We start from the raw sequence: 19738 nt of genomic DNA on the forward strand, positions 1-19738 counted from the left end.
TTAGCCTAAAGATTACTTTTCAAGACCTTTTCGTATTAATTCGTATACAGCACCAGAAAAACTTGTGATGTAATTTTCCTTTTGATACCTTTCGATCTCTGACACTAAATCAATAGGGAATTTAATTAATTTTGAAATACGCTCCATATTTTTCACGACCCTTCCAGTATATACTTGAAATATATTATATATATTATAAAGGAGGTGAAAATCAATGTTAGTTCATAAAGCGTACAAATTTCGTATCTATCCAAACAATGAACAAGAAATTATGATTGCGATTCCTAAAAGGACAATTTTCATATATTACCTCCGTATCAGAGATTCTATTTAAAATAATCAGTTTCAATATCCAACAAACCTGTCTGATTGCTTGATACCAATTATTTCAAAGTCCGTTACTTAACTCAATCCTTTTATTTCATGAAAAAGACGCTTTCCTTAGGAAAGCGCCCTTTAATTGAACTGTTAATATTTTATTGTCGCTCGTTTTATAAGTTAGAAAAGTTACAAAACTGACGAATGATCTTCCAGAGTCCTTAGTATAGTAAACTTTTCATTCCTTCATAAAACTAGTAATTTGACGATATAGCTTCTCGTGATGCGTGAGATTGACCATATGGTCAGCACCTGGAATTTCTATTATTCGAGCATCTGAGTGCTTTCGAAAGTAATTGGCAACACGAAGGTTATCGGGTGAATCCTCCTTACCGATTATCAATAATGTTTTTGCCGTCAATTCTCCTAATCTTTCGATGGCCGGTGGTTGCGGCCAAATCAATTTAACAGTCGGCCATTCAAACATTCGGTTCATATGGTGCCGGAGCATTTGAACCATCAAATTCCTGTGAGGACTCACCGTTACAACACGATACGATGGATTACTGAGCAAAAGCTCAACCATTTTATCGATATCGGGGGCAGCTTCATGAATCTTCTTCATATTCTCTTCAAATTCCTTTGAATATAATCCTAAAATGTGTTGTTCTAGAATCTGGTACAATAAAAAAGACGCCTTCTTATTCGAGAAAAGCGCCCGTTTCTTAAACATCTGTTAACTAATATTTATATATAGATGAACTACATTGATTACAAATCGCTCTTTTTTGAATGGCAACAAGAATCCGATTCAAAAGAGTGTTCATATTCGTCATGACGACGAAGCCATGTCTTGCCGTTGCCGTCACTGCGTCCAGGTGGCTGTTCCCAGTCCTCCTGCCTGCCAAGAGCTGTTAAATCGAGGTAGTTGAAGGTGCCAATTAGTAGGTCAGTTCCACGGGCGTAAGTCGTATACGTGTGAAAAATTCTTTCACCATCGCGAAGAAAGGTACTCACGCCAGGCACTTCCATTGACTGTCCGGAATCAAGGGGTACGCCCTTCTGAACAAGCTCGTCCTTGGTCAAGTAGTTGTATTCGATCGGAGCGACGGATTCGTCTAGCGTAACATGAAAGTCATAGTTAAAGTCGCTATCGAAGGACGAGTACCAAGGAATGTTCCAACCCATGCGTTCCTTGTAGCGTTGGAGCTTGGGAAGTGGAGCACGGGATATCAGAGCCAGTGACGTGTTTCGTGCATGCAGGTAGGCAAGATGGCCGATGTTGTCCGCAGCGAGCGAGCAAGCCGGACAACCTGCTTCCCAATCAGGATCGAACATGAAGTGATGCACGATAAGTTGAGGACGTCCTTCAAACAGATCAAGCAGACTGGTCTTACCATGCGGACCATCTAAGACATAGTCCTTATTAATCTCTACCATTGGGAGTCGACGGCGCTCGGCATTCAGCGCATCCCGTGCTCTAGTGAATTCCTTCTCTTTGGCCAGCAGTTCCTTACGAGCAACAAGCCATTCGTCTCGTGACACGACATTTGGTAGTTGCAGATGATTTTGCGTTTTTTTCATATAGTCTTCTCCCTTCTTTTGTTTTCTTAAGCTTATCACACACGATGGCTATGGATTTCTTCTCGATTGCTAAAAACATTTCCTTTATTTCTTTGCCATCACTACTATGTATATTGAAAACAGATAGGTGTTCTCCTCCAGATGCCTTCTTTTTATCACCTTAAAGGAGCAAGGGCTTTCTGCAGTGCAGGCAAAAGCCAGAATTGCAGGTTTTCCTATATCAAATGAAGCCGCTTAAACTATAGGGTTCTTTTTTTGATTTGTTATTTGCCGGCAGGGGTATTTAAGTACGCACGAATACTCCATTAAACAGTAAGAACCATTAAGCGAACGAAACTTTCGGCGGTAAAATAACCAGGAAAATAACTGTGTTCAATGAATCTCAACTGAGCCTCTGCATCAAAATTTGCAAAGGCTCAGGCTTTACCATATTTTCAAACATGGCCTTTAGAAGCGCACCACATGAAGCTTTGCATAAGGCACAGTAGAAATCGATCTGGTTTGCACACAGGTTCAACCCTGCTTGAATACCTTTTACAAAGGAACCCCATAGGTTTGCGAAGTTAAGTTGAACTCCCCTTATGCCCCCCAACATGCCCGGCCCGCTGAAGATATGTTCCACCCCTCATCAGACTGTAGGCACGGAAGATCGCATCCTTACCAAACCGGTCGCGTATTTCATCAATCGTTTCATCCAAAATATGCCGCCGTTCGTCCACTTCCGGCGGGGTGAAAAGGTCCATTTGCTCGTGTCCGGCCTGCTGGAGCTTGCTGCACACAACATGAATTTGGCGCACCGGCTGCTGATTCCAATACTGCTTAAACAGCCGCACAAAGTGATTCGCAAGTTCAGCGGTTGTATTCGTCGCGCGCGGCAGCAGAACTTGATGGCGGAAACCCCGGTCTTCAATATCGCGAGTGTAGGAAATGCCAAGCGCGATGCCTGCAGCTGCTGCACCATGCTTGCGCAGACGGCTGGCCACGTCTTCTGTCATTTCTTTGATCACGATGATGATCTCGCCTTCATTGTAGTAATCCCTCATCAGGATCTGTCCTTTTGAGTACGACTTTTCATGGACGCCCGCTTTCTCAGAAATGACGCTGTAGTCGATTCCCCAGGCATGGTAGTACATCTGCATCCCAAGTATGCCGAACTTCTTTTTCAGCTTCCACTTATCCGCATGCGCTAGATCTCTAACGGATTCAATGCCGATATGGGCCAGTGACTTGGCATAGCCGGACGAAATGCCCCACATATCCGTGATCGGATGGATGTTCCACACTTTTGCCGGCACATCTTCATATGTCCAGCAGGCGATGCCGTCCGGCGCATTCTTTCCTTCATTATCAAGCGCCAGCTTGGCCAGCAGCGGATTGTCCCCGATGCCAATCGTCACCACCAGCCGCAGCTCCTGCCAGATCGTATGCTGGATCTTCCTTGCGATGGTTCTTTTATCGCCAAAAAGTCTCCGCGATGCAGTTACATCTAAAAATGCTTCATCCACCGAGTAAACATGCAGGTCTTCGTCCGCCACAAAGCGGCGGAAAATGTTCAGGATCAACTGGTTTATTTGGAGATAAAGCGACATAGACGGCTCGACAATCATAAGCCGCGGATCGCTGGGGATTTCAAAGTTTCGAGAGCCTGTTTTAATGCCGAACTCCTTTTTAACCCGGGGAGAAGCGGCGAGGACCACGGACCCGGGTTGCTCCCGATTGGCGATAACGATCATATACGCATCAAGCGGATGAATACGGCGCCGAACCGCTTCCACACTAGCGAAAAAAGACTTTACATCCACACAAAGCACATCGCGGCGCGGCAGCTGGTCATCCTCAATCGGCGTCCTCCTATTCATCACCTTCAGCCAGCTTCATCGAGACAATTTCGTCAATTAAAAAACGGGAGCTGAGGCCGTCCATCTTTAGGTACGACTTCTGTCCGGGATGCCGGCAGCACTCCGACACCACTCCCTTTACTTTCATCAGATCATCATCGCCAAACGTATTGAGTTCAAAAACCACCTCTTTTTTCAAATGGATAGAGACATGGACCATCCGGTTAAACTCTTCGTACTGCTGCTCATCCAACAGGATGCCTCTTCGTTCCCTTTTGTTTTTTTCAGCGTTCATCATTTCAGCATGTTCGGACAAAATCAGTCCTCTCCATTTCAACATGCCCCGATCCGGGTACTGTTTTCTCATTATCAACATCACTTCTTTAAATAAGAATATACGTTCTTACTCTTTATACTATTCAGTATACGAACAAATATTCCTTCTGGCAAATGTAATTTTTTCTTATAGATAAAAGATGATCGAAAACATGTTTGTAAGTACTTATAAAAAAACATTTGTTTGTGCAAGAGAAGGAGAAAGGAAGGTTGCTAACATGGGTTTTTTATTGAAAATCTCGATTGAAGACAAGATGCCGATTCAAATTATGTACCTGTCCGTAGACAACATGATTGCCGTCGGATCAATAGTGTTGACAATGTAGGTAGAGAAAGTATCAAGTAGAAAAACTGAACGAACAGAATTGCAAAATGCGATGAAAGCAGGTGCAAGTGGCGATCGCTTTGTTGTGTACAAATTAGATCGGCTCGCTCGGAGTACGAAAGAGTTGTACCAGCTAACATCGGAAGGAAAAACTGGCTATTCAGTAACACACCGAAAGGTGCACGAGCCAGTGCTGTAATCTACAGTATTGTGGAGACAGCCAAAGCAAATGGATTAAATCCATATTATTATCTTCGCCATCTATTTGAGCAGCTTCCCAATATGGATTTGACAGATATAGATGCCATAGATCGACTACTGCCATGGTCAACAACTTTACCTGTTACTTGTATCGTCTTTAACAAGTTACCTAAATAATAAATCAAGTCCCGACCTCTATGAAGGTGGGGACTATTTGACGCTTACAGTTTAAGTAAGATTGATAGAAGAAATGAAATGATATAAAATTCAGTTTTTTTGTGCTTTATAGGCCACTAAGCAATAACAAAATGTAATCACAGCAAAAATAATCGAAACAGCTGCTTTTATTTTTTTCATTATATCCTCCTCCATCCATCTTTTAGTTTTCCTAGCTTATTTTGGAATACGAAATCCACGACACGCCTGCTGTTGCTTTGAAATAAAGTTTGATCAAAAATACCTTACAAACCAATATTTTATAATAAGTAAAAAGAATCCAATTTGAAAAAGCTTGATCAAGATGTATTCTTATCCAGCAGATTTAAGTTTCAGTTTTATAAAAAAGTTTGATCATTTTCTACCCGTGTTGCTCTACAATCGCGCCCGATTGTGGAATAACAACTTACCTTTAATTAGGTCGTATTGTTAAACGGAAAACAATAGTTCAATAAAACAGCGGCAGTCTAGGACTTTATTTTCCCTAGGCTGCCGATTTTGTAATTCTAAAAACCGCGTGAGATCAGCAACCTCAATCTAAAACATTATTTTCAACGAACAAAAAGAAAGAAACTACTTAATCAGATATTCCTTGCTATCTATGATCGCCATTCGTAAAGGCTGTTCTTTTATTACATAATCCTTTTCTGATAGTTGTTTATTAATCAACTGACCATCTATAAACACGTGCTGTTTTAATTTCTTGTAGTAGAAAAAACCTGATTTTTCGTAAAACACTAAATTTGTGTCCCATAAGGTTGGCTTATGATATTCTCTGATTGCGATTAATTTCTCCCGATTGTTGTTTTCTTTTTATGGTAGTGGCGGCAATCTGCACGAACATCATCACTACGTTAATTACAATCAGCCCCGCTATTGCTGTTGAGAAGCTATCCGTCGCATCGTGAATCCAGCCAAGAATAAGGGGGCCGGTTGCCCCGATCACATAGCCGGCTGATTGAGTCATGGCCGACCAAGCAGCCGCCTCCTGCGGATTGTCGGTAGCGTCTAAAGGCAGTAGTAGATTGAGAGAAAACAATCCGCCGGCGCCTACACCAATAAAGATCGTGGCAACCCACGGTTCAATGGAGTATGCAAGCATCACAAGCCCGACGAGTTCCAACAGCGCTGCAACCATTAGCCAAAGGCGACGGGAAGGGAATTTGCGAAGCAAGATCGGCAAAACAAGGCTTACCGGAATCTGAACAACGACGAAAATCGTAAGCGCGCTTGCAGCGTAGGACTTACTATAGCCCATCCCTTGAATAATGTCTGGCAACCAAGCTGTGAATGAATAGAATAGCATGGCCATCAAGCCGAACGTCAGTGTAAGTAGCCACGCTTTCTTATTTGTCCATGGCATTCTCATCTTCGTGCCGGTTGAAGTGGGATGATCTTGCGGTCTAATATGCCGCATAACGAAAAACCACCATAACAGCACTGCGACGAATGCGATTACCGCCCATACCCCGAGCGCGCTCTGCCAAGAGTTCATACTATTCTGCATCGGCACGATCAAGCTCGAGCTTAGTGCTGCTCCCAGAGTAAGCGCAACCGTGTATATCGCAATCATCGAGGGCACATGCTTAGGAAAGTGGCGCTTAATAAATCCGGGAAGAAGCGGTCCTGCAAATGCAATCCCTATACCCGCGATAAAAGCGGTAATAAGCAAAAATGAGACCGAATTCGTGAAGAACCTAAGAATAGTACCGACTCCGATGACAAGCAGCGACCATCCCAATACCCGCTCAATACCCCATTTTCCGCTGAACTTTACGGCTACAGGAGCGAAGAGTCCCATGCAAAGAACAGGAATCGAGGTCAGCAAACTCGCTACGGAGGCGTTCATTCCTAAGCTGGTTCTAATCGTTTCGAGCAATGGTGCGATCGAGTTAATTGCCGGACGCAAGTTCAATGATGCAACAAATAAAGCTATTATCATTAGAATATATTTTTTTTCCATGAAAATTTCATACTCTCCTTTAGGGTGTTATTATAAATTTCAATTTAAAATTTACCATCGTTATAATCGCGATAAGCCTGTATGATCTCTTGCTCGGTGTTCATGACGAAGGGGCCTCTTGCAACGACAGGCTCGCGAATCGGCTCGCCGGCATACAACATGACACGCATGCTGCTGCGTGCTTCGATCTTTATTTCGCTCCGCTCGGCAGTTCCCGCAGATCCCATCCATAATACCTGCCCTTGCTTCCCTACAGTGCTATCGGACCCAAAGGAGCCTTCGCCTTCCAAAATATACAGAAACCCGTTGTAGGACCCTGGAAGCTCATACTTGAAGGCTGCGCCTGGCTCCATATTGATCTCAGCCATCGTAACAGGAGCAATATTTAATGTATCTGAGGCCTTATCGCCGAGTGACCCGGAAAATAGACGGATTTCAGCCCCGTTTTCATGAATGACAGGCATATCGGTCTTCCGCAAGTCTTGGTATCTGGAGGGTGACATCTTCTGTCCCGAGGGAATGTTCACCCACAATTGAAGAAGGTTTACTGTCTCGCCCTTTGCCGCGTCCTCGAGGTGTTCAACGCCTCTGCCCGCAGTCATCCATTGCGCGTCGCCGGCATGAAGCACGCCTGTTCCATGCTTGCTGTCATAATGGTTAAGGTTGCCGTCAATCAAAAAAGTGACCGTCTCCATTCCGCGATGAGGATGGACGCCAAACACTCCGCTGCGCATATGGTCATGTGCCATGAGCAGAAACGGATCATGCTCTTCCCAATGACCGGGTTCAATTATCCACGCCATCGTATGAATGTCGCTATTTCGTTGGAAATGAGGGGTGCGGACACTTTTTATGCCTCGACTAAATACATCTAGATTGGTCATCATGATCTTCCTTCCGTAAATTATTTATTAACTAACAAAGGTGTTAGGCGGTGTGGATTCATTATGCAACGAATCGAATGATTTATGAAGTAGGCACAACAATGAAACCGTGTATCTTCAAAGTAACCTTGCGGATTAGCAAAGCTTCTGGACGCCCTTTACACATCAAGTCGAATCGTAATAAAATTGAAATTACGATACAATAGGATAGTCAACAGGCTGGAGGATCAAAAATGGATGAAAAACCGGATAATTGTAAAGTCGCGACAACGTTGGATATGATTGTGGGCAAGTGGAAAATCGCCATAATGCTTCATTTGCTTCATAACGGGACGATGAGGTTTAATGAATTACGAAAAGTAATGCCCGGCGTTTCTCAAAAAGTACTCACCACCCACTTGCGAGAGTTGGAGGAGGAGGGAATAATCATGCGGGTAGCTTACCCTGAGGTTCCTCCGAAGGTTGAATATTCGATGACCAAATACGGGGAGTCGCTCCAAACGGTTCTTGATATGATGCATGACTGGGGATTGTCTCATTTGGCACGAAAGCAACGGCAGCAATCGCGACAACTGTTCGAGAATGATAATGGTTAACATTTGACACTTACTTTTAATACAAGAGGGGCTGCAATGAGCAGCCCCTTCGCCACGCTACTTGAGAGTGATTTTATAATATCAACTAAGTAGTTTCAGTTTTAAGCGTTTATACTACCCGCTAAATTTCCTAATAAGCAGAGATTTTCTGTAAGGATTGCTCTCTTATCCATTCTGAATCACTGTTGATATAAAAAATATTGTCGTTTTCTTTAGAATGAAGATCCTGTTCTTTAGAGACTCTCACTTTTAAATCAGAATACATCAGCAATCCCTCCAAATGCTTCAGCGATTCAGTAATCACAATCAGCCGCTCCCTAAACTCTTTCCATTTCAAAAACACCATAAGATCTTGAAGATCCCCTTTCGCGGAATAGATATAAAGCGGCTTGTTTTTATAAAAGATGACGCCCTCAAATGGCTCAATAGCGGGAGATATACGGGAACCGGGAAACCGCTCGTACAGCTGAAAGAAAAGCAGCTTTTTCAGCATCTCTTCCACCCCATATGCCAGCCAGTAGTTATTTTCATATCCAGGCACATTGACTGCCTTTGCCCCATTGATGCCAAGCGTATAAACCGGTATCAGCTGCTTGTTCTATTGAACCACTCTTTTTCAGTGCTCAAACTGCATTAGAGAAGGCACTTGAAAATGTGACCATTGAAGATGTAGTAAAGGATATTATTGAAAAAGAGAAATTAAACAGTTAAAGGAAATTCAAATATAAAAAAGCCTGATTTCTCGGTGTTGTAAGTGAGAAATCAGGCTTTTTTACTCATGAAAAACGTCCTTTAATGGAATCACTATAACAAGTTCTCAACCCTAAAATCTCTTAATTCTTATTCAGAAGCTGGTTTTTCCGCCATGGTATCTACCCTATCTCCTAATGTAATTTTTTCTTGTGTCCTGTCTTTTAATAATAAAAGGGGCAACAACTAGAGCAAATATTAAGATGATACCCAGGTAGCCAATTAATGGGTAAAAATAACTGACTAGGTCGGTAAATCCGACATAACTTGCCAAATATCCGACAATCATAGTGATGATAAAGAATATTTTAAATTTATTTGTTCCTGACTCTGCAAAACGAGCTGTAAAAGAAAAGAACATTCCAATAGCGGTGTTATAGATCATCCCAAAAATAACTAATGACATCATAATACCTAGTATAGGCGATAAATTACTAACAATACCTAGCATAGGCATGTCTAAGGTGCCAACTTCTTTGATTTTAGAAAAAATAGCTAAATGGATTAATATGATAAGTATTCCTAAAACAAGTCCACCAACTAATCCACCTATTGCTGCTATCTTGGGACTCTTTTCAGTTCCACCCATTACAATTGACATCGAAGCTCCTACGGCAACATTAAATGAAACATAATTAATACTGGAAATAAACCAGTTTGGTAGTGTAGTAGGAGTTGATTGTGCTACTTGGTTAAGCGATGCAAATGTTCTATCCATGGTTTGTAAACTATAAATTGATATAAACACAACAAAAAAAATTAAAAACGGGGTAATGCTTCCAATAATGGAAACGATACGACTTACTTTCAATAATCCTGTTAAAATTACTAGTATAGTCATAAAGGTCGTACCAACAAAGTATGGCAGTCCAAACTGTTGATTCAGGTTAGAACCTGCACCAGCAATCATGACGACTCCTACTCCAAACAACGTAAAGATAAGAATATAGTCAATAACTGTTCCAAGGTATCGTCCGCTAATTCTGTAAATGACTTCTTTATGTGATGTTGTTTTTGTATGACTACCGAGCCATACAAGGATCATGCCAATATATGAAAAAAGAACAGTTGCAGTAATTGCTCCAAAAATACCCATTAATCCAAAACTAGTAAAGTATTGCAATACTTCTTGTCCAGAGGCGAATCCAGCACCAACTATTACTCCTATAAAGGCGCTTCCAATTCTTAATATATTTTTCACTTCTAACTCTCCTTTTAATTCCATCGAGGATGTTTATAAATATCTAACAAATACTAATATGTTGCATTGTAAATCCAGGATTTTTTATCTATCAAAAAAAATTTCAGTCATTGTGAATCCTCTATCCTTTATGTTTTTTAACAATTTAAAAAATACAATTATGACTATAATGAATGTAATCGTTATAGGTATTCCAAAATCACAAAGGAAAAAGATAGATATGTATTTATCGATCCTGAACTCAGTCCATTTACATCTTCGCTGATTGTTGATCGAGGTATCACTACTGTCAATAATAAAAAAGATGTAATAAATGTATATATAGTAGTTTTCACTTAAGTTTTTTCCATGTCCATCCCCTTTTATCTTTTTCTAATCGTTTTTCCATAAAAATTCATAACATTATTAAACTAAACTGTCCAATAGTTTAAGTACAATCTTCATAATCACATTCGTATTTTAACATAACTATACAGAATTCTTTGAAGTTATTATTCCATTAATTGGCCCGATTACGGAACAAAAAAATCCTGCAACACAGGATTTCTGATCAAACTTTATTCAAAATCCACACCATTTCCTTTCTTACAGTCTCGATAGATTAAAATTACAGTCTGTATTCTTTATCTTTCTCATTTTATTCTGATATAATGTAAAATTCTCACAACCAGGAAATAAAAGATAAAAAATCCCGCCAGCATATAAGCCAACGGGAGAATTGATTTATTTTCCAATAAACATTTGTGTCCAATGACCGTCTACGTATCCAACGCCAATGTGCGTGAAGTCGGCACTTAAAATGTTTTTACGGTGTCCATCACTATTCATCCAAGCATCCATTACTTCTTCCGGTGTTTGTTGTCCTTTTGCAATATTTTCACCGGCTGATTTGTACGTAATGCCAAACTGTTTCATCATATCAAATGGTGATCCGTATGTCGGAGATTGATGAGAGAAATAGCCTTTATCTTTCATATCTTGTGATTTTGTACGCGCAACATCACTTAACTTCGTATCTAGTTGAAGAGCTTGCACTCCTTGTTTTGCGCGTTCTTGATTGACCAATTCAAAGACTTGCTTTTCAAATTGGCTGACGGAACCAGTCGTTGCTGTTGGCTGCGTTGCTGGCGCTTGTGTAGTAGTTGGTGCTTTTGTTGTTGTCGGTGCTTGTGCTGGTGCAGCAGATTCTTTTTGAACCGGCTGTTGTACTTTTACGTCTGTTTTTTCACCATTATATGTTTTATATTGAACAGGTTGATTCCAGTTACAAGTTGGTGTAGCGGCTTCTGCTTGTCCTGCTGTAAATAATCCAATTGACATTGCACCAGCAATCGCGGCCATACGTAGATTCTTTTTCATTTTTAAAATCCTCCTGGTCATTTGTTTTTGAATGTGGTGCCCGGGCTTCGGCTTTAATGTTGCCGGAAATCTTACAATCCCGCAATAGGTTTTAAGCTCCCAAATTAAGCTAGCTTTCCATAATAATAGTTTCCTGTTTTCACCACCAACTTCAGCGCACACAGCGCTTGGTATTTAATCAGGTCGCTTTTTTCAAAAAAAAATCAGTTTATAAAAGTGTAACCCGCTTGTCATATTTGTTATGGAGAAAAAATCCTAAAAAGGCATTTTATAAAGACGTATTATCATCAATTTGTGCTTTTAAAGCTTGTCCTAACATTGACACTCTTGATAAATATTTAATTATGAGTTTTGCACAATATGTATTTTTTAAATAAATTAAATAAAAGCGGCTCATATAGCTGAACCGCTCCGTGTGACAAGAACTTAAGATATAACTGAATAAATTCTGTCTTTTATCTATTAGCTGCTTTCATTCGTTTTCTCAATTGATTGCGTATAATATTGGGTAAATATGCCGTTCTGGTACCCTCCCCCTTACTAAATCTTAGATTCTTCTCTTGCTATGTTCTTTCATTGCTCAGAAAACTTAAAAGGCATGTGTGATTTGGTTGATTGCATAAAAAAGAACCGCTTGTTGGAGCGGTTCTTTACAGATATGAAGATATGCCAAACTTAGTTAGCCATGATACCAACCTGTTTTTACATTAACAGTAACAATGTAGTCGTATTCCACTCCATCCATCTCAGCACCTACTGAATAGTATCCTTGATTGCCGTAAACACCAGCTTTTTCATATTTAATAGTATCGATAGAATCTGCGTATCCTTGTCGTACCAGCTCAGCTTCAAATTCCGCTTTTACCCCGGGAGCCCATTTGTATGGATCAGCAAATTTTAGCTCGTGTGTTTTGACATAGGCGTATTTGTTTTTGTATTTGATTTTAGACCAGCCATATTGCTGAGCAGTACTAAAATCGTCCTGATCCTCACCGATAGGTACGCCACCATATACTGCCACTGTTTGACCAGTTTTAATATTCCCTACTGTTTTAGACAATGTGCTTGGTGAAGATTTTACGACAAGAGATTTGGCTGCATAGGCTTTGTCATAGTGTACAAATCCACTTGAAGCTACGTATCCCGCTTTTCCATTGTACTTAATCTTCGACCATCCACCCGGTTCAGTGTTGTAGACAAAGACAACAGTTCCTTTTTTAAGAGAACCTACTATCTTTGCTTTTGGACTTGGCTTTTCACGTACATCCAATTTGTTCAAATTAACCGTATAATGCTTGTTTACGGCTGCCGCTTCTGCCTGTTGCAAAGGCAACAACGTAATCATTAAAACTAAAGCTGCAATGAATCCAAAAATCTTCTTCATAATCTACCTCCTATGTATTTCCCTTCCAATGAGACAATTATACCATAACCTTTAGACCTATAATTAACATTTTTTTGATTTTAAACGAGTATTAAATAATGAAATAAAAAAACACGCTATTAATTGACGTGTCATAATTAATTCATTTTATTAATCATGGCTTGTTTCGTTGGTTTTCACAGCCTGCTTGTTTCGCCACTTCATAGCATCCCCTGTTTAAGAATTTCAACCGATAGAATAAAAAGAAAAATACGCCATTCATGGACGTATTTAAATCCTATCACTTAATAAATTGATAATTTTCGTGAGTTTCCATTAATTGAAAATATCTTGCGTCCTTCCTTGTGTTTTCAAATGATCCTACATACACAATTGCCCTAAATCACTTCTGTTTATTTCAGCATATTATGTTGAGTAACTATCTAATAAAGGAGTGAAATCGTATGCCACCTGAATTCCCTCCACCACCGTTTATTCCACCAAAGCCTTCTTCTCCATCCTATATAATAGACTGTTACTTTCAAAATACTTATGTTTGGCTTAGAAATGGGGAAGGTTTCTGGTTTTATCCAACTCGTGTCGAGTATGGTGAAATTTCCGGATATAGATGGAATGGTGCATTCTGGATGTTTTATGGTATAGACCCAAGACTTATTGATGCTGTTGCCTGTTATCCTACCCCTACCCTTTACTAAATGTAAAAGTTCCTTGTGGAAATTAAAATCACAAGGCTTTTTTTCATTTGTAAATCCAACGTAATTCATATTATGTTGAATATTTATTTTTGGGTCCATTCTTCTATACAAAACGATAGAGATACTCCATTTTCCTGCATCGTCATATGTATTAAATGAATATTCTGGAAGTGTAATGACTTTAACTTTTGACACTTAAAGGCATAAAAAAAGCATTTAAAACGGATTTCATTTTAAATGCCTTTTTTTATTTGTTTTTTAAGTATTGCTCGATTCTATTCATCGCTTCATTCAATTTTTCCATCGAATAAGCAAAGGAGATACGCAGTCGATCCGATCCTCCTTTTGTAAAAACGGTACTGGGCAGAAGACCTACTTTCGCTTGCTCCAACAGTTCCATGCTGAATGCATACGAATCATGATGAAATCTTTTTATACTTGGAAACGCATAAAACGTTCCATCAGGCACAATTGTATCTAATCCCAAGGCATTTAATCGTTTACACAAGTAATCTCTCCGTTTTTGATATTCGAGTTTCATTTGTTCAACTTCTTTTTCTCCGTGATTGAGGGCATAGGCAGCGGCTTCTTGTGAGATAGAAGAGATACTTGTATTGAGGTATTCATGAACTTTAAACAGTTCATTGGTGATATAGGAAGGCGCAAACGTACATCCGATTCTCCATCCCGTCATCGCATGAGACTTGGACACGCCATTAATAACAATCACTTTTTCTCTTATAGAAGGAAATGAAGCGATGGATTGATGAGGTTGATCAAAAACCAATTCACTGTACAATTCGTCTGAGATGACGAAAACATTATGTTTTTCTATGACTTTCGCTAAATCCATTAACTCATCTTTTGTTAGAATGGCGCCCGTTGGATTAGAGGGGAACGTTAGAATGATTGCTTTTGTTTTAGGTGTAATGGCTTGCTCCAGTTGTTCTTTTGTTAACTTAAAACGGGTGCTGCTAACATCAATGGGCACGAGTACACCGCCGCATAACTTTATAACGGGCTCATACCCTGGATAAGCAGGTGTTGCAAGGATAACTTCATCACCTGGTGACAAAAGGGTCTTCAACGTAAGATACACGGCTTCCGTTGTCCCATTCGTGACAATAATTTCAGTGTCGGGGTTATACGATAAATGATATCTCCGTTCCATAAATGATGACACTGCTTTTCGTAGTGCAGGTTCCCCCGCCGTTGGTGCATAAAACGTACGATTGTTGTCTATAGCAGCCTTCCCTGCTTCTTTTATCAAAAAGGGTGTTTGAAAGTCAGGTTCACCTATTGTTAATGCCACGACACCATCGTATGTTTTAATTATTTCAGACATTTTTATGATCCCAGAAATTTCGAGTGACTGCACATCTTTATTGAATAAATTTTTCATAAAACCCACTCACCCTCTTCCAAATTATGGTGTGTTTTAAGAGAAGAAAAATAAACCCTTTGAATGAAAAAGAATATTAAACATAAACAAATCTTGTTTTGTTTATTTTTATCTCCGAAAAATGACTACATGGGTTTCACTTGTGCTTTGTTTGGATAAATTCGATATCGGCACCATTCCACCACTCTTTCCACCTCCCTCAAAAAGCATTTGTGTTTATTCTTATTATATTATTTTTATATTTAGTGGTTCAAAATAATAAACCTCAACTGTTCTACTTTTGTTTTTCTAGCATGGCAATGATCGCTTTGTTACGTGCTTCCGATAGTTCTTGTAACTAAATGCTCCTATCATGCTGTATACATCCTGTGCGCTGAAGCCTTTCATGACTTTTTTCGGTACCTTTGGGGTTTCAACCTATTTCATTAAATTTTCCTTCCAGTACCCTTCTCTGACACACCAATTAAAAAAAGCTGAAACCATTTTATACATCGACACAACTCTTTGCGACTGCGATCCCGGCTGTTGCTTATAGCGAATCTATGCCCTTAGATCATCGAGATAAATACTTTGCAATTGAGTAATTCCACGTTTCTCTTTCAGAAACAGTTTGACGTTCTTTAATTCCTGTCGTTTGTTAATCAGTGTCTTATTTGTAGATCCTTTCCCCAAACAGTAGTAGACATACTCGTCAATCGCATCTTTTAATTCCATAATAAAAACCACCTTTTCTGATTAATCTTTCAACAAGAAAAGGTGGTTATCGTTATTTACAAGGAAAATAAACCGAATAAATGCAACAACAGTGAAGAAAGATTAACCTTTCGACATTCTGTTTAAATGAATAAGCAGAGAAAAATCGTTCCAACCCTTATTCAACAAAGAATTATTTCTCCTGTTGTTTATTCATTTGCGCCATCATTTGATTGATTTTCTTTTGTGATGGTTTCATTCCCATTTGCATCATCATTCGCAGCATTTGCTCGTTAATCGGTGGATTTTTTTTCAAATAATCCATCATGTAACGGCGTGCGATGAAAAAACCGATGGCAACGCCGGCAGCGAGTTTTTAATATGACAAGGGCTACAGACCAATATAACCCTTTAAATCCTTTAATCCGTATGAGGAAAAGTTATCATGAAATTGACGTTATTACAAGAAATGTTTAATAATTTAAAAAATCCGCTTAATTTTTCATTATATTTATAGTTGTTAATTAGGTTTTTAAGCCACATATATAATAGGAAAAGTTACACATTCAATTCAATTTTTAACTAAAATTTTATCTTATTCATAACCTTAAATCATTCTTTTTTAAATGTGTGTACTAGATATCTTTGAACAAATAGCATGGTTATCGGATTCCTAAAACACCCCTCATCTATTTTATAAAATCTTTCTTATTTCTTAATAGTAGCCATTCTTCATTAAGTATCATGGTTTTTTTCTTCAACAACCAATTTCCCCATTTTTACCTTTCTACACATCCAATCAATTAAGTTATAATACTAAGTAGATAAAAACTGTATTACACAAAATAAGAATATTACCTAAAACAAAGTACTCTCCTAAAAAATACTTATTTAACTTGTTAAGAGGAAGGACAGCAATGAAAATGAATAACAGTAATAATAGTTTACAAGTTGTTGAATCAAAAGAGGAATTATATAATCTAGAATTTAAAGAACGGTTTCTCCAATTATATTACTCAAATGAAAATACACGTAGAGTGAAAAGAGTTCAGCTAAAGCACGCAACTGATTTAGAGTATTACTATAATAAAGATTTATACGATTTTACTTATGTGGAATTTGAAGAATTATTATATAAAATAAAAGCCAAAACAGTACGAAGTCTCCAATCCATCCTTCCAACTTTCAGGAAATATATTCAGTTCTCAGTAGAACAGGGAGTAAAAAAATTAATCGATAATCCCCTCGCTCGTTTCAATTCAAAAGATGTTATTTCTAAATATTTAAATAAACTAAATATAATTAGTAAGGAAAAAATGACTAACATAATTTTCACAACTGAAAACCCTCAGGATGGGGTAATTTTAGCTTTGATCTTTGAAGGAGTAAGTATTAAAAACAAATTTCAAGAATTGGTAAACCTTCGAATAAATGATATTAATTTTGATAAAGGGATAATCACCTTACCGAACAGGGTAATTTCAATAAGTGATGAGACTAAAAAAATTATTCATCTTGCTATTAAGAGTATAGATTATTTTAGTACAAAAGGTGATGAAAGAAAATATGCGTTACCCACAAGTAAATATGTTTTAAAGTCTCCAAGGGAAAAAGAACAAATTCCTGCAGATATTATCTATCAAAGAATTGTTCGCATGTCTAATTATTTTGGTTTAGATACTTTAAACGCAACTACTACTTCATATAGTGGTCAGCTCCATTATGCAAGTAAGTTACTAATAGGTGGAAATAATATAGATAATGTTATTACTAGTATTCTTGAAAAGTTTAATATTAAGGACAACGCCAGCTCACGACATAAATTACGAAATATGATTGAAGAAAGATTAGGTGATTTATTACAAACTATGAAAAATAATTATATCGATCATAGTTCACGAGTTGATTTAAGTACAATAAAACGAGATTTAAATGCCAAACGTGCAGAAGAGGACGAATATTATGAAGATGGAGCAAGTATAATTTTTTATGGTAAGAGGTACGAACGTAATCCTAAAAATCGTCAACGTGCCATAGAAATTCATGGCTTATCATGTAAGGTATGCAATTTTAATTTTCAAGAAGTATATGGAGAATATGGAAAAGATTTCATAGAGGTTCACCATATTAAACCTCTTAGTTTATCAAAAAAAGTGAACATTAATCCTGCAGAAGACCTTATCCCTGTTTGTTCAAATTGTCATACAATCATTCATCGGCACAAGAATGAAATATTAACCATTGAACAAGTAAAACAAATTATTCAACAACAACAAAATAATAAAAAATATAAGAAGTAAATTCCTCTATCCAATTTTAAAAACTCCCTGCTGATAAAATTTTAAAAGAGCTATTCAACTAACCGGTGCGATGCTTAAATAAGACATCACTTTTTTTGTTTGATTAACATATGATGATTTAAATAATTAAAGCCGTTCTACAGATAAGAGCGGCTTTTTATCTTTATGATAGTTAATTAGCATTAAAAGCAAACAACTTTTTATTCAAAAATATTGATAAGCGTACAAAAAATTAAACTATAAAGAGAAAGACTATGTATATTATCTAATGAATGGATTACTTTATTTACATATTAAAATAACTACAATAAAAAGACAGGAAAAATCCCCACCCGCTCTATTCATATTTCATAAAACCATCAAAACCAAATGATTGAAGTTCTGCAAGCCGATTGTCTGCATTCTCTTTTACGCTGAACGCTCCAACGTAGACGATGTACAATCCCTCTTTTTGAACAACCGCTGTTTCAATACCATTTTCTTTAATATCATTTTCAAGCGCCATTGCATTAAATTTGGAAGAAAACACACCCGCTTGTATACGGTAAAGCTTGTCTGACGTTGAAGCATGTGCACTTGCCTCACTGTAGACATTATCATAATTGCTAGTACTTTCAATTGATAGGTTTTCTTCAGTTCTATTATATGTTTCCTGTGAATCATCATTAACCCCTGCAGTCTTTTCTTCAGGAATAGCATGGGAAGGTGCAGCTTGCAGAGCTTCTTTTTCTCTGGGAGACAGAACAGTACTTGCTTGTCCCCCTTCCTTCAAATCATTTAAAAGCAATTTATATTCGTATGACATGTCAGGAAAATTATTAGAAAAACGAACAATTAGGCCAATCAGAAATAAAGTGTTTAGACCAATCCCAGCGGTACTAAGCACCTTGAACTTTCTTCCAAGATAACCAGCTATTAAACCTATAAGAATACATAACATAAGTAGGCCTAGAAATATGAGGCCTGTCACTATATCGTATATGTTGTTTAGAGCTGCAGTAAGAGAGAGTGAGAAAATGCCGAACAGAATAGATATTATTGCCCACAGTTTGCCTTTCTTTTTAGGTTTTTCTATATCCGTATATACGTTTGTTGATGTACTCCTTTCACTACCACTCTCAATCTGGACGATTTCAGTCCCGCATTGATCACAAAGTTTAGAATTCTGAGCACGTTCTTTACCACATTCATGACAAAACCTTACTTCCATTCCTGTAACCACCTCTTTTTAAGAAGCTGATTTTAAAAGTGCCTGCTTCGACAATGATAATATATGGTATGAAATGTTAAATAACAGTACTATATACCATGATTCCATGGAAAGTCAGACACTTTTAAATCATTCTCATAAATACCTTATTTCTCAAATAAAACCCTTGCCAATGCCTCATCTATATGATCGGTCTTTCCATCATGATTTAGGTCATAAGCAAATTTCGTTCCCATATGGTTTTGTTCAAACTTATCAATAACCGAATTCTGGTCAATGTCCGCCTGAAACTTATCAAAAGATGTATCACTGTTAAAGTCTAATCCTTGTAAACGATCAAGCGTTCCGTCGTGATTTAAATCATGAAGCGAAGGGGGATCACCTTGTTGCAATTCCCATATCTTCAAATCACTTTCATCAACAACTCCATCTACATTAACATCTAACTGGACAAATGGATCAAAGTCGAAAGCCATAACTTCA

The 19738-nt window shown here is 38.2% G+C and carries 19 protein-coding genes and 2 pseudogenes; 7 read left to right on the forward strand and 14 right to left on the reverse strand.

Annotated features, from left to right (window positions below):
• The first annotated feature begins 214 nt into the window (after nucleotides 1–214).
• Nucleotides 215–334: a helix-turn-helix domain-containing protein gene (locus tag ACZYRN_RS12430; RefSeq protein ID WP_488911912.1), complete on the forward strand. Its 120-nt coding sequence runs from the start codon at nucleotides 215–217 to the stop codon at nucleotides 332–334.
• Nucleotides 335–556: 222 nt separating this feature from the next.
• Here the strand turns inward: ACZYRN_RS12430 and ACZYRN_RS12435 are convergent, their stop codons facing one another.
• The 4 genes from ACZYRN_RS12435 to ACZYRN_RS12450 all read right to left on the reverse strand — a co-directional run bounded on the left by ACZYRN_RS12435 (nucleotide 557) and on the right by ACZYRN_RS12450 (nucleotide 4107).
• Nucleotides 557–943: an alpha/beta fold hydrolase gene (locus ACZYRN_RS12435; RefSeq protein WP_488911913.1), complete on the reverse strand. Its 387-nt coding sequence runs from the start codon at nucleotides 941–943 to the stop codon at nucleotides 557–559.
• Nucleotides 944–1089: 146 nt separating this feature from the next.
• Nucleotides 1090–1902, reverse strand: coding sequence for a DUF899 domain-containing protein (locus tag ACZYRN_RS12440; protein WP_488911915.1), 813 nt, complete (start codon nucleotides 1900–1902; stop codon nucleotides 1090–1092).
• A 563-nt stretch (nucleotides 1903–2465) separates the two neighbouring features.
• Nucleotides 2466–3761, reverse strand: a complete 1296-nt coding sequence (locus ACZYRN_RS12445) for a Y-family DNA polymerase (RefSeq protein WP_488911916.1) — start codon at nucleotides 3759–3761, stop codon at nucleotides 2466–2468.
• Nucleotides 3754–4107, reverse strand: coding sequence for a YolD-like family protein (locus ACZYRN_RS12450; RefSeq protein WP_488911917.1), 354 nt, complete (start codon nucleotides 4105–4107; stop codon nucleotides 3754–3756). The genes ACZYRN_RS12445 and ACZYRN_RS12450 overlap by 8 nt, the downstream gene beginning before the upstream one ends.
• Before the next feature lie 346 nt (nucleotides 4108–4453).
• Between ACZYRN_RS12450 and ACZYRN_RS12455 the strand changes: the two genes are divergently transcribed.
• Nucleotides 4454–4600 (forward strand): hypothetical protein, encoded by a 147-nt coding sequence (locus ACZYRN_RS12455; protein WP_488912046.1) that lies wholly within the window; start codon nucleotides 4454–4456, stop codon nucleotides 4598–4600.
• Nucleotides 4531–4779: pseudogene (locus tag ACZYRN_RS12460) on the forward strand (transposase domain-containing protein); the annotation flags it as partial. The gene ACZYRN_RS12455 and the pseudogene ACZYRN_RS12460, both read left to right, overlap by 70 nt.
• 802 nt (nucleotides 4780–5581) lie before the next feature.
• Here the strand turns inward: ACZYRN_RS12460 and ACZYRN_RS12465 are convergent.
• Together ACZYRN_RS12465 and ACZYRN_RS12470 are read right to left on the reverse strand one after the other, a co-directional pair.
• The gene (locus ACZYRN_RS12465) at nucleotides 5582–6781 is read right to left on the reverse strand and encodes an MFS transporter (RefSeq protein ID WP_488911918.1); all 1200 of its coding nucleotides are present in this window, start codon (nucleotides 6779–6781) and stop codon (nucleotides 5582–5584) included.
• A gap of 44 nt (nucleotides 6782–6825) precedes the next feature.
• Nucleotides 6826–7665 carry a pirin family protein gene (locus tag ACZYRN_RS12470; protein ID WP_488912047.1) on the reverse strand — a complete coding sequence of 280 codons (840 nt, stop codon included), beginning with the start codon at nucleotides 7663–7665 and terminating at the stop codon, nucleotides 6826–6828.
• A 233-nt stretch (nucleotides 7666–7898) separates the two neighbouring features.
• Between ACZYRN_RS12470 and ACZYRN_RS12475 the strand changes: the two genes are divergently transcribed.
• Nucleotides 7899–8261 (forward strand): winged helix-turn-helix transcriptional regulator, encoded by a 363-nt coding sequence (locus tag ACZYRN_RS12475; protein ID WP_488911919.1) that lies wholly within the window; start codon nucleotides 7899–7901, stop codon nucleotides 8259–8261.
• Between the two features lie 130 nt (nucleotides 8262–8391).
• Here ACZYRN_RS12475 and ACZYRN_RS12480 read toward each other — a convergent pair whose 3' ends face one another.
• The gene (locus ACZYRN_RS12480) at nucleotides 8392–8802 is read right to left on the reverse strand and encodes a hypothetical protein (RefSeq protein ID WP_488911920.1); all 411 of its coding nucleotides are present in this window, start codon (nucleotides 8800–8802) and stop codon (nucleotides 8392–8394) included.
• A 56-nt stretch (nucleotides 8803–8858) separates the two neighbouring features.
• On the opposite strand from ACZYRN_RS12480, the pseudogene ACZYRN_RS12485 reads away from it, so the two are divergent.
• Nucleotides 8859–8972 (forward strand): annotated as a pseudogene (locus ACZYRN_RS12485) (Rrf2 family transcriptional regulator); the annotation flags it as partial.
• A 166-nt stretch (nucleotides 8973–9138) separates the two neighbouring features.
• On the opposite strand, the gene ACZYRN_RS12490 reads toward ACZYRN_RS12485, so the two are convergent.
• The 3 genes from ACZYRN_RS12490 to ACZYRN_RS12500 form a co-directional block, all read right to left on the reverse strand.
• The gene (locus ACZYRN_RS12490; protein WP_488911921.1) at nucleotides 9139–10212 is read right to left on the reverse strand and encodes a YkvI family membrane protein; all 1074 of its coding nucleotides are present in this window, start codon (nucleotides 10210–10212) and stop codon (nucleotides 9139–9141) included.
• A 723-nt stretch (nucleotides 10213–10935) separates the two neighbouring features.
• Nucleotides 10936–11571, reverse strand: coding sequence for a CAP domain-containing protein (locus ACZYRN_RS12495; protein ID WP_488911922.1), 636 nt, complete (start codon nucleotides 11569–11571; stop codon nucleotides 10936–10938).
• A gap of 679 nt (nucleotides 11572–12250) precedes the next feature.
• Entirely contained in the window at nucleotides 12251–12955 is a 705-nt protein-coding gene (locus ACZYRN_RS12500; RefSeq protein WP_488911923.1) for an SH3 domain-containing protein, read from the reverse strand.
• A 443-nt stretch (nucleotides 12956–13398) separates the two neighbouring features.
• Here ACZYRN_RS12500 and ACZYRN_RS12505 point away from each other — a divergent pair, with 443 nt between their 5' ends.
• Entirely contained in the window at nucleotides 13399–13650 is a 252-nt protein-coding gene (locus ACZYRN_RS12505) for a transporter (protein WP_488911924.1), read from the forward strand.
• 247 nt (nucleotides 13651–13897) lie between these two features.
• Here ACZYRN_RS12505 and ACZYRN_RS12510 read toward each other — a convergent pair whose 3' ends face one another.
• Complete coding sequence (locus ACZYRN_RS12510) at nucleotides 13898–15052, reverse strand: aminotransferase class I/II-fold pyridoxal phosphate-dependent enzyme (protein ID WP_488911925.1); 1155 nt, start codon at nucleotides 15050–15052, stop codon at nucleotides 13898–13900.
• An 886-nt stretch (nucleotides 15053–15938) separates the two neighbouring features.
• Entirely contained in the window at nucleotides 15939–16100 is a 162-nt protein-coding gene (locus tag ACZYRN_RS12515) for a YneF family protein (RefSeq protein ID WP_488912048.1), read from the reverse strand.
• Nucleotides 16101–16662: 562 nt separating this feature from the next.
• Between ACZYRN_RS12515 and ACZYRN_RS12520 the strand changes: the two genes are divergently transcribed.
• Nucleotides 16663–18045 (forward strand): phage lytic cycle repressor MrpR family protein, encoded by a 1383-nt coding sequence (locus ACZYRN_RS12520; protein WP_488911926.1) that lies wholly within the window; start codon nucleotides 16663–16665, stop codon nucleotides 18043–18045.
• 337 nt (nucleotides 18046–18382) lie between these two features.
• On the opposite strand, the gene ACZYRN_RS12525 is transcribed toward ACZYRN_RS12520, so the two are convergent.
• On the reverse strand, nucleotides 18383–19255 hold the full coding sequence (locus ACZYRN_RS12525) for an SPOR domain-containing protein (RefSeq protein ID WP_488911927.1): 873 nt from the start codon (nucleotides 19253–19255) through the stop codon (nucleotides 18383–18385).
• 146 nt (nucleotides 19256–19401) lie between these two features.
• A complete protein-coding gene (locus ACZYRN_RS12530; RefSeq protein ID WP_488911928.1) occupies nucleotides 19402–19731 on the reverse strand; it encodes a hypothetical protein in 330 nt (109 codons plus the stop codon).
• Nucleotides 19732–19738: the final 7 nt, after the last annotated feature.

This window comes from Domibacillus sp. F004, assembly GCF_057814295.1.

Bases quoted from the DNA above. Each gene is read 5' to 3' on its own strand.
- ACZYRN_RS12495 (WP_488911922.1), bottom strand. From the start codon at position 11,571: ATGAAAAAGAATCTACGTATGGCCGCGATTGCTGGTGCAATGTCAATT.
- ACZYRN_RS12525 (WP_488911927.1), bottom strand. From the start codon at position 19,255: ATGGAAGTAAGGTTTTGTCATGAATGTGGTAAAGAACGTGCTCAGAAT.
- ACZYRN_RS12430 (WP_488911912.1), top strand. From the start codon at position 215: ATGTTAGTTCATAAAGCGTACAAATTTCGTATCTATCCAAACAATGAA.
- ACZYRN_RS12530 (WP_488911928.1), bottom strand. From the start codon at position 19,731: ATGGCTTTCGACTTTGATCCATTTGTCCAGTTAGATGTTAATGTAGAT.
- ACZYRN_RS12470 (WP_488912047.1), bottom strand. From the start codon at position 7,665: ATGACCAATCTAGATGTATTTAGTCGAGGCATAAAAAGTGTCCGCACC.
- ACZYRN_RS12510 (WP_488911925.1), bottom strand. From the start codon at position 15,052: ATGAAAAATTTATTCAATAAAGATGTGCAGTCACTCGAAATTTCTGGG.
- ACZYRN_RS12465 (WP_488911918.1), bottom strand. From the start codon at position 6,781: ATGGAAAAAAAATATATTCTAATGATAATAGCTTTATTTGTTGCATCA.
- ACZYRN_RS12435 (WP_488911913.1), bottom strand. From the start codon at position 943: ATGAAGAAGATTCATGAAGCTGCCCCCGATATCGATAAAATGGTTGAG.
- ACZYRN_RS12440 (WP_488911915.1), bottom strand. From the start codon at position 1,902: ATGAAAAAAACGCAAAATCATCTGCAACTACCAAATGTCGTGTCACGA.
- ACZYRN_RS12445 (WP_488911916.1), bottom strand. From the start codon at position 3,761: ATGAATAGGAGGACGCCGATTGAGGATGACCAGCTGCCGCGCCGCGAT.
- ACZYRN_RS12500 (WP_488911923.1), bottom strand. From the start codon at position 12,955: ATGAAGAAGATTTTTGGATTCATTGCAGCTTTAGTTTTAATGATTACG.
- ACZYRN_RS12475 (WP_488911919.1), top strand. From the start codon at position 7,899: ATGGATGAAAAACCGGATAATTGTAAAGTCGCGACAACGTTGGATATG.
- ACZYRN_RS12450 (WP_488911917.1), bottom strand. From the start codon at position 4,107: ATGAGAAAACAGTACCCGGATCGGGGCATGTTGAAATGGAGAGGACTG.
- ACZYRN_RS12505 (WP_488911924.1), top strand. From the start codon at position 13,399: ATGCCACCTGAATTCCCTCCACCACCGTTTATTCCACCAAAGCCTTCT.
- ACZYRN_RS12455 (WP_488912046.1), top strand. From the start codon at position 4,454: ATGAAAGCAGGTGCAAGTGGCGATCGCTTTGTTGTGTACAAATTAGAT.
- ACZYRN_RS12520 (WP_488911926.1), top strand. From the start codon at position 16,663: ATGAAAATGAATAACAGTAATAATAGTTTACAAGTTGTTGAATCAAAA.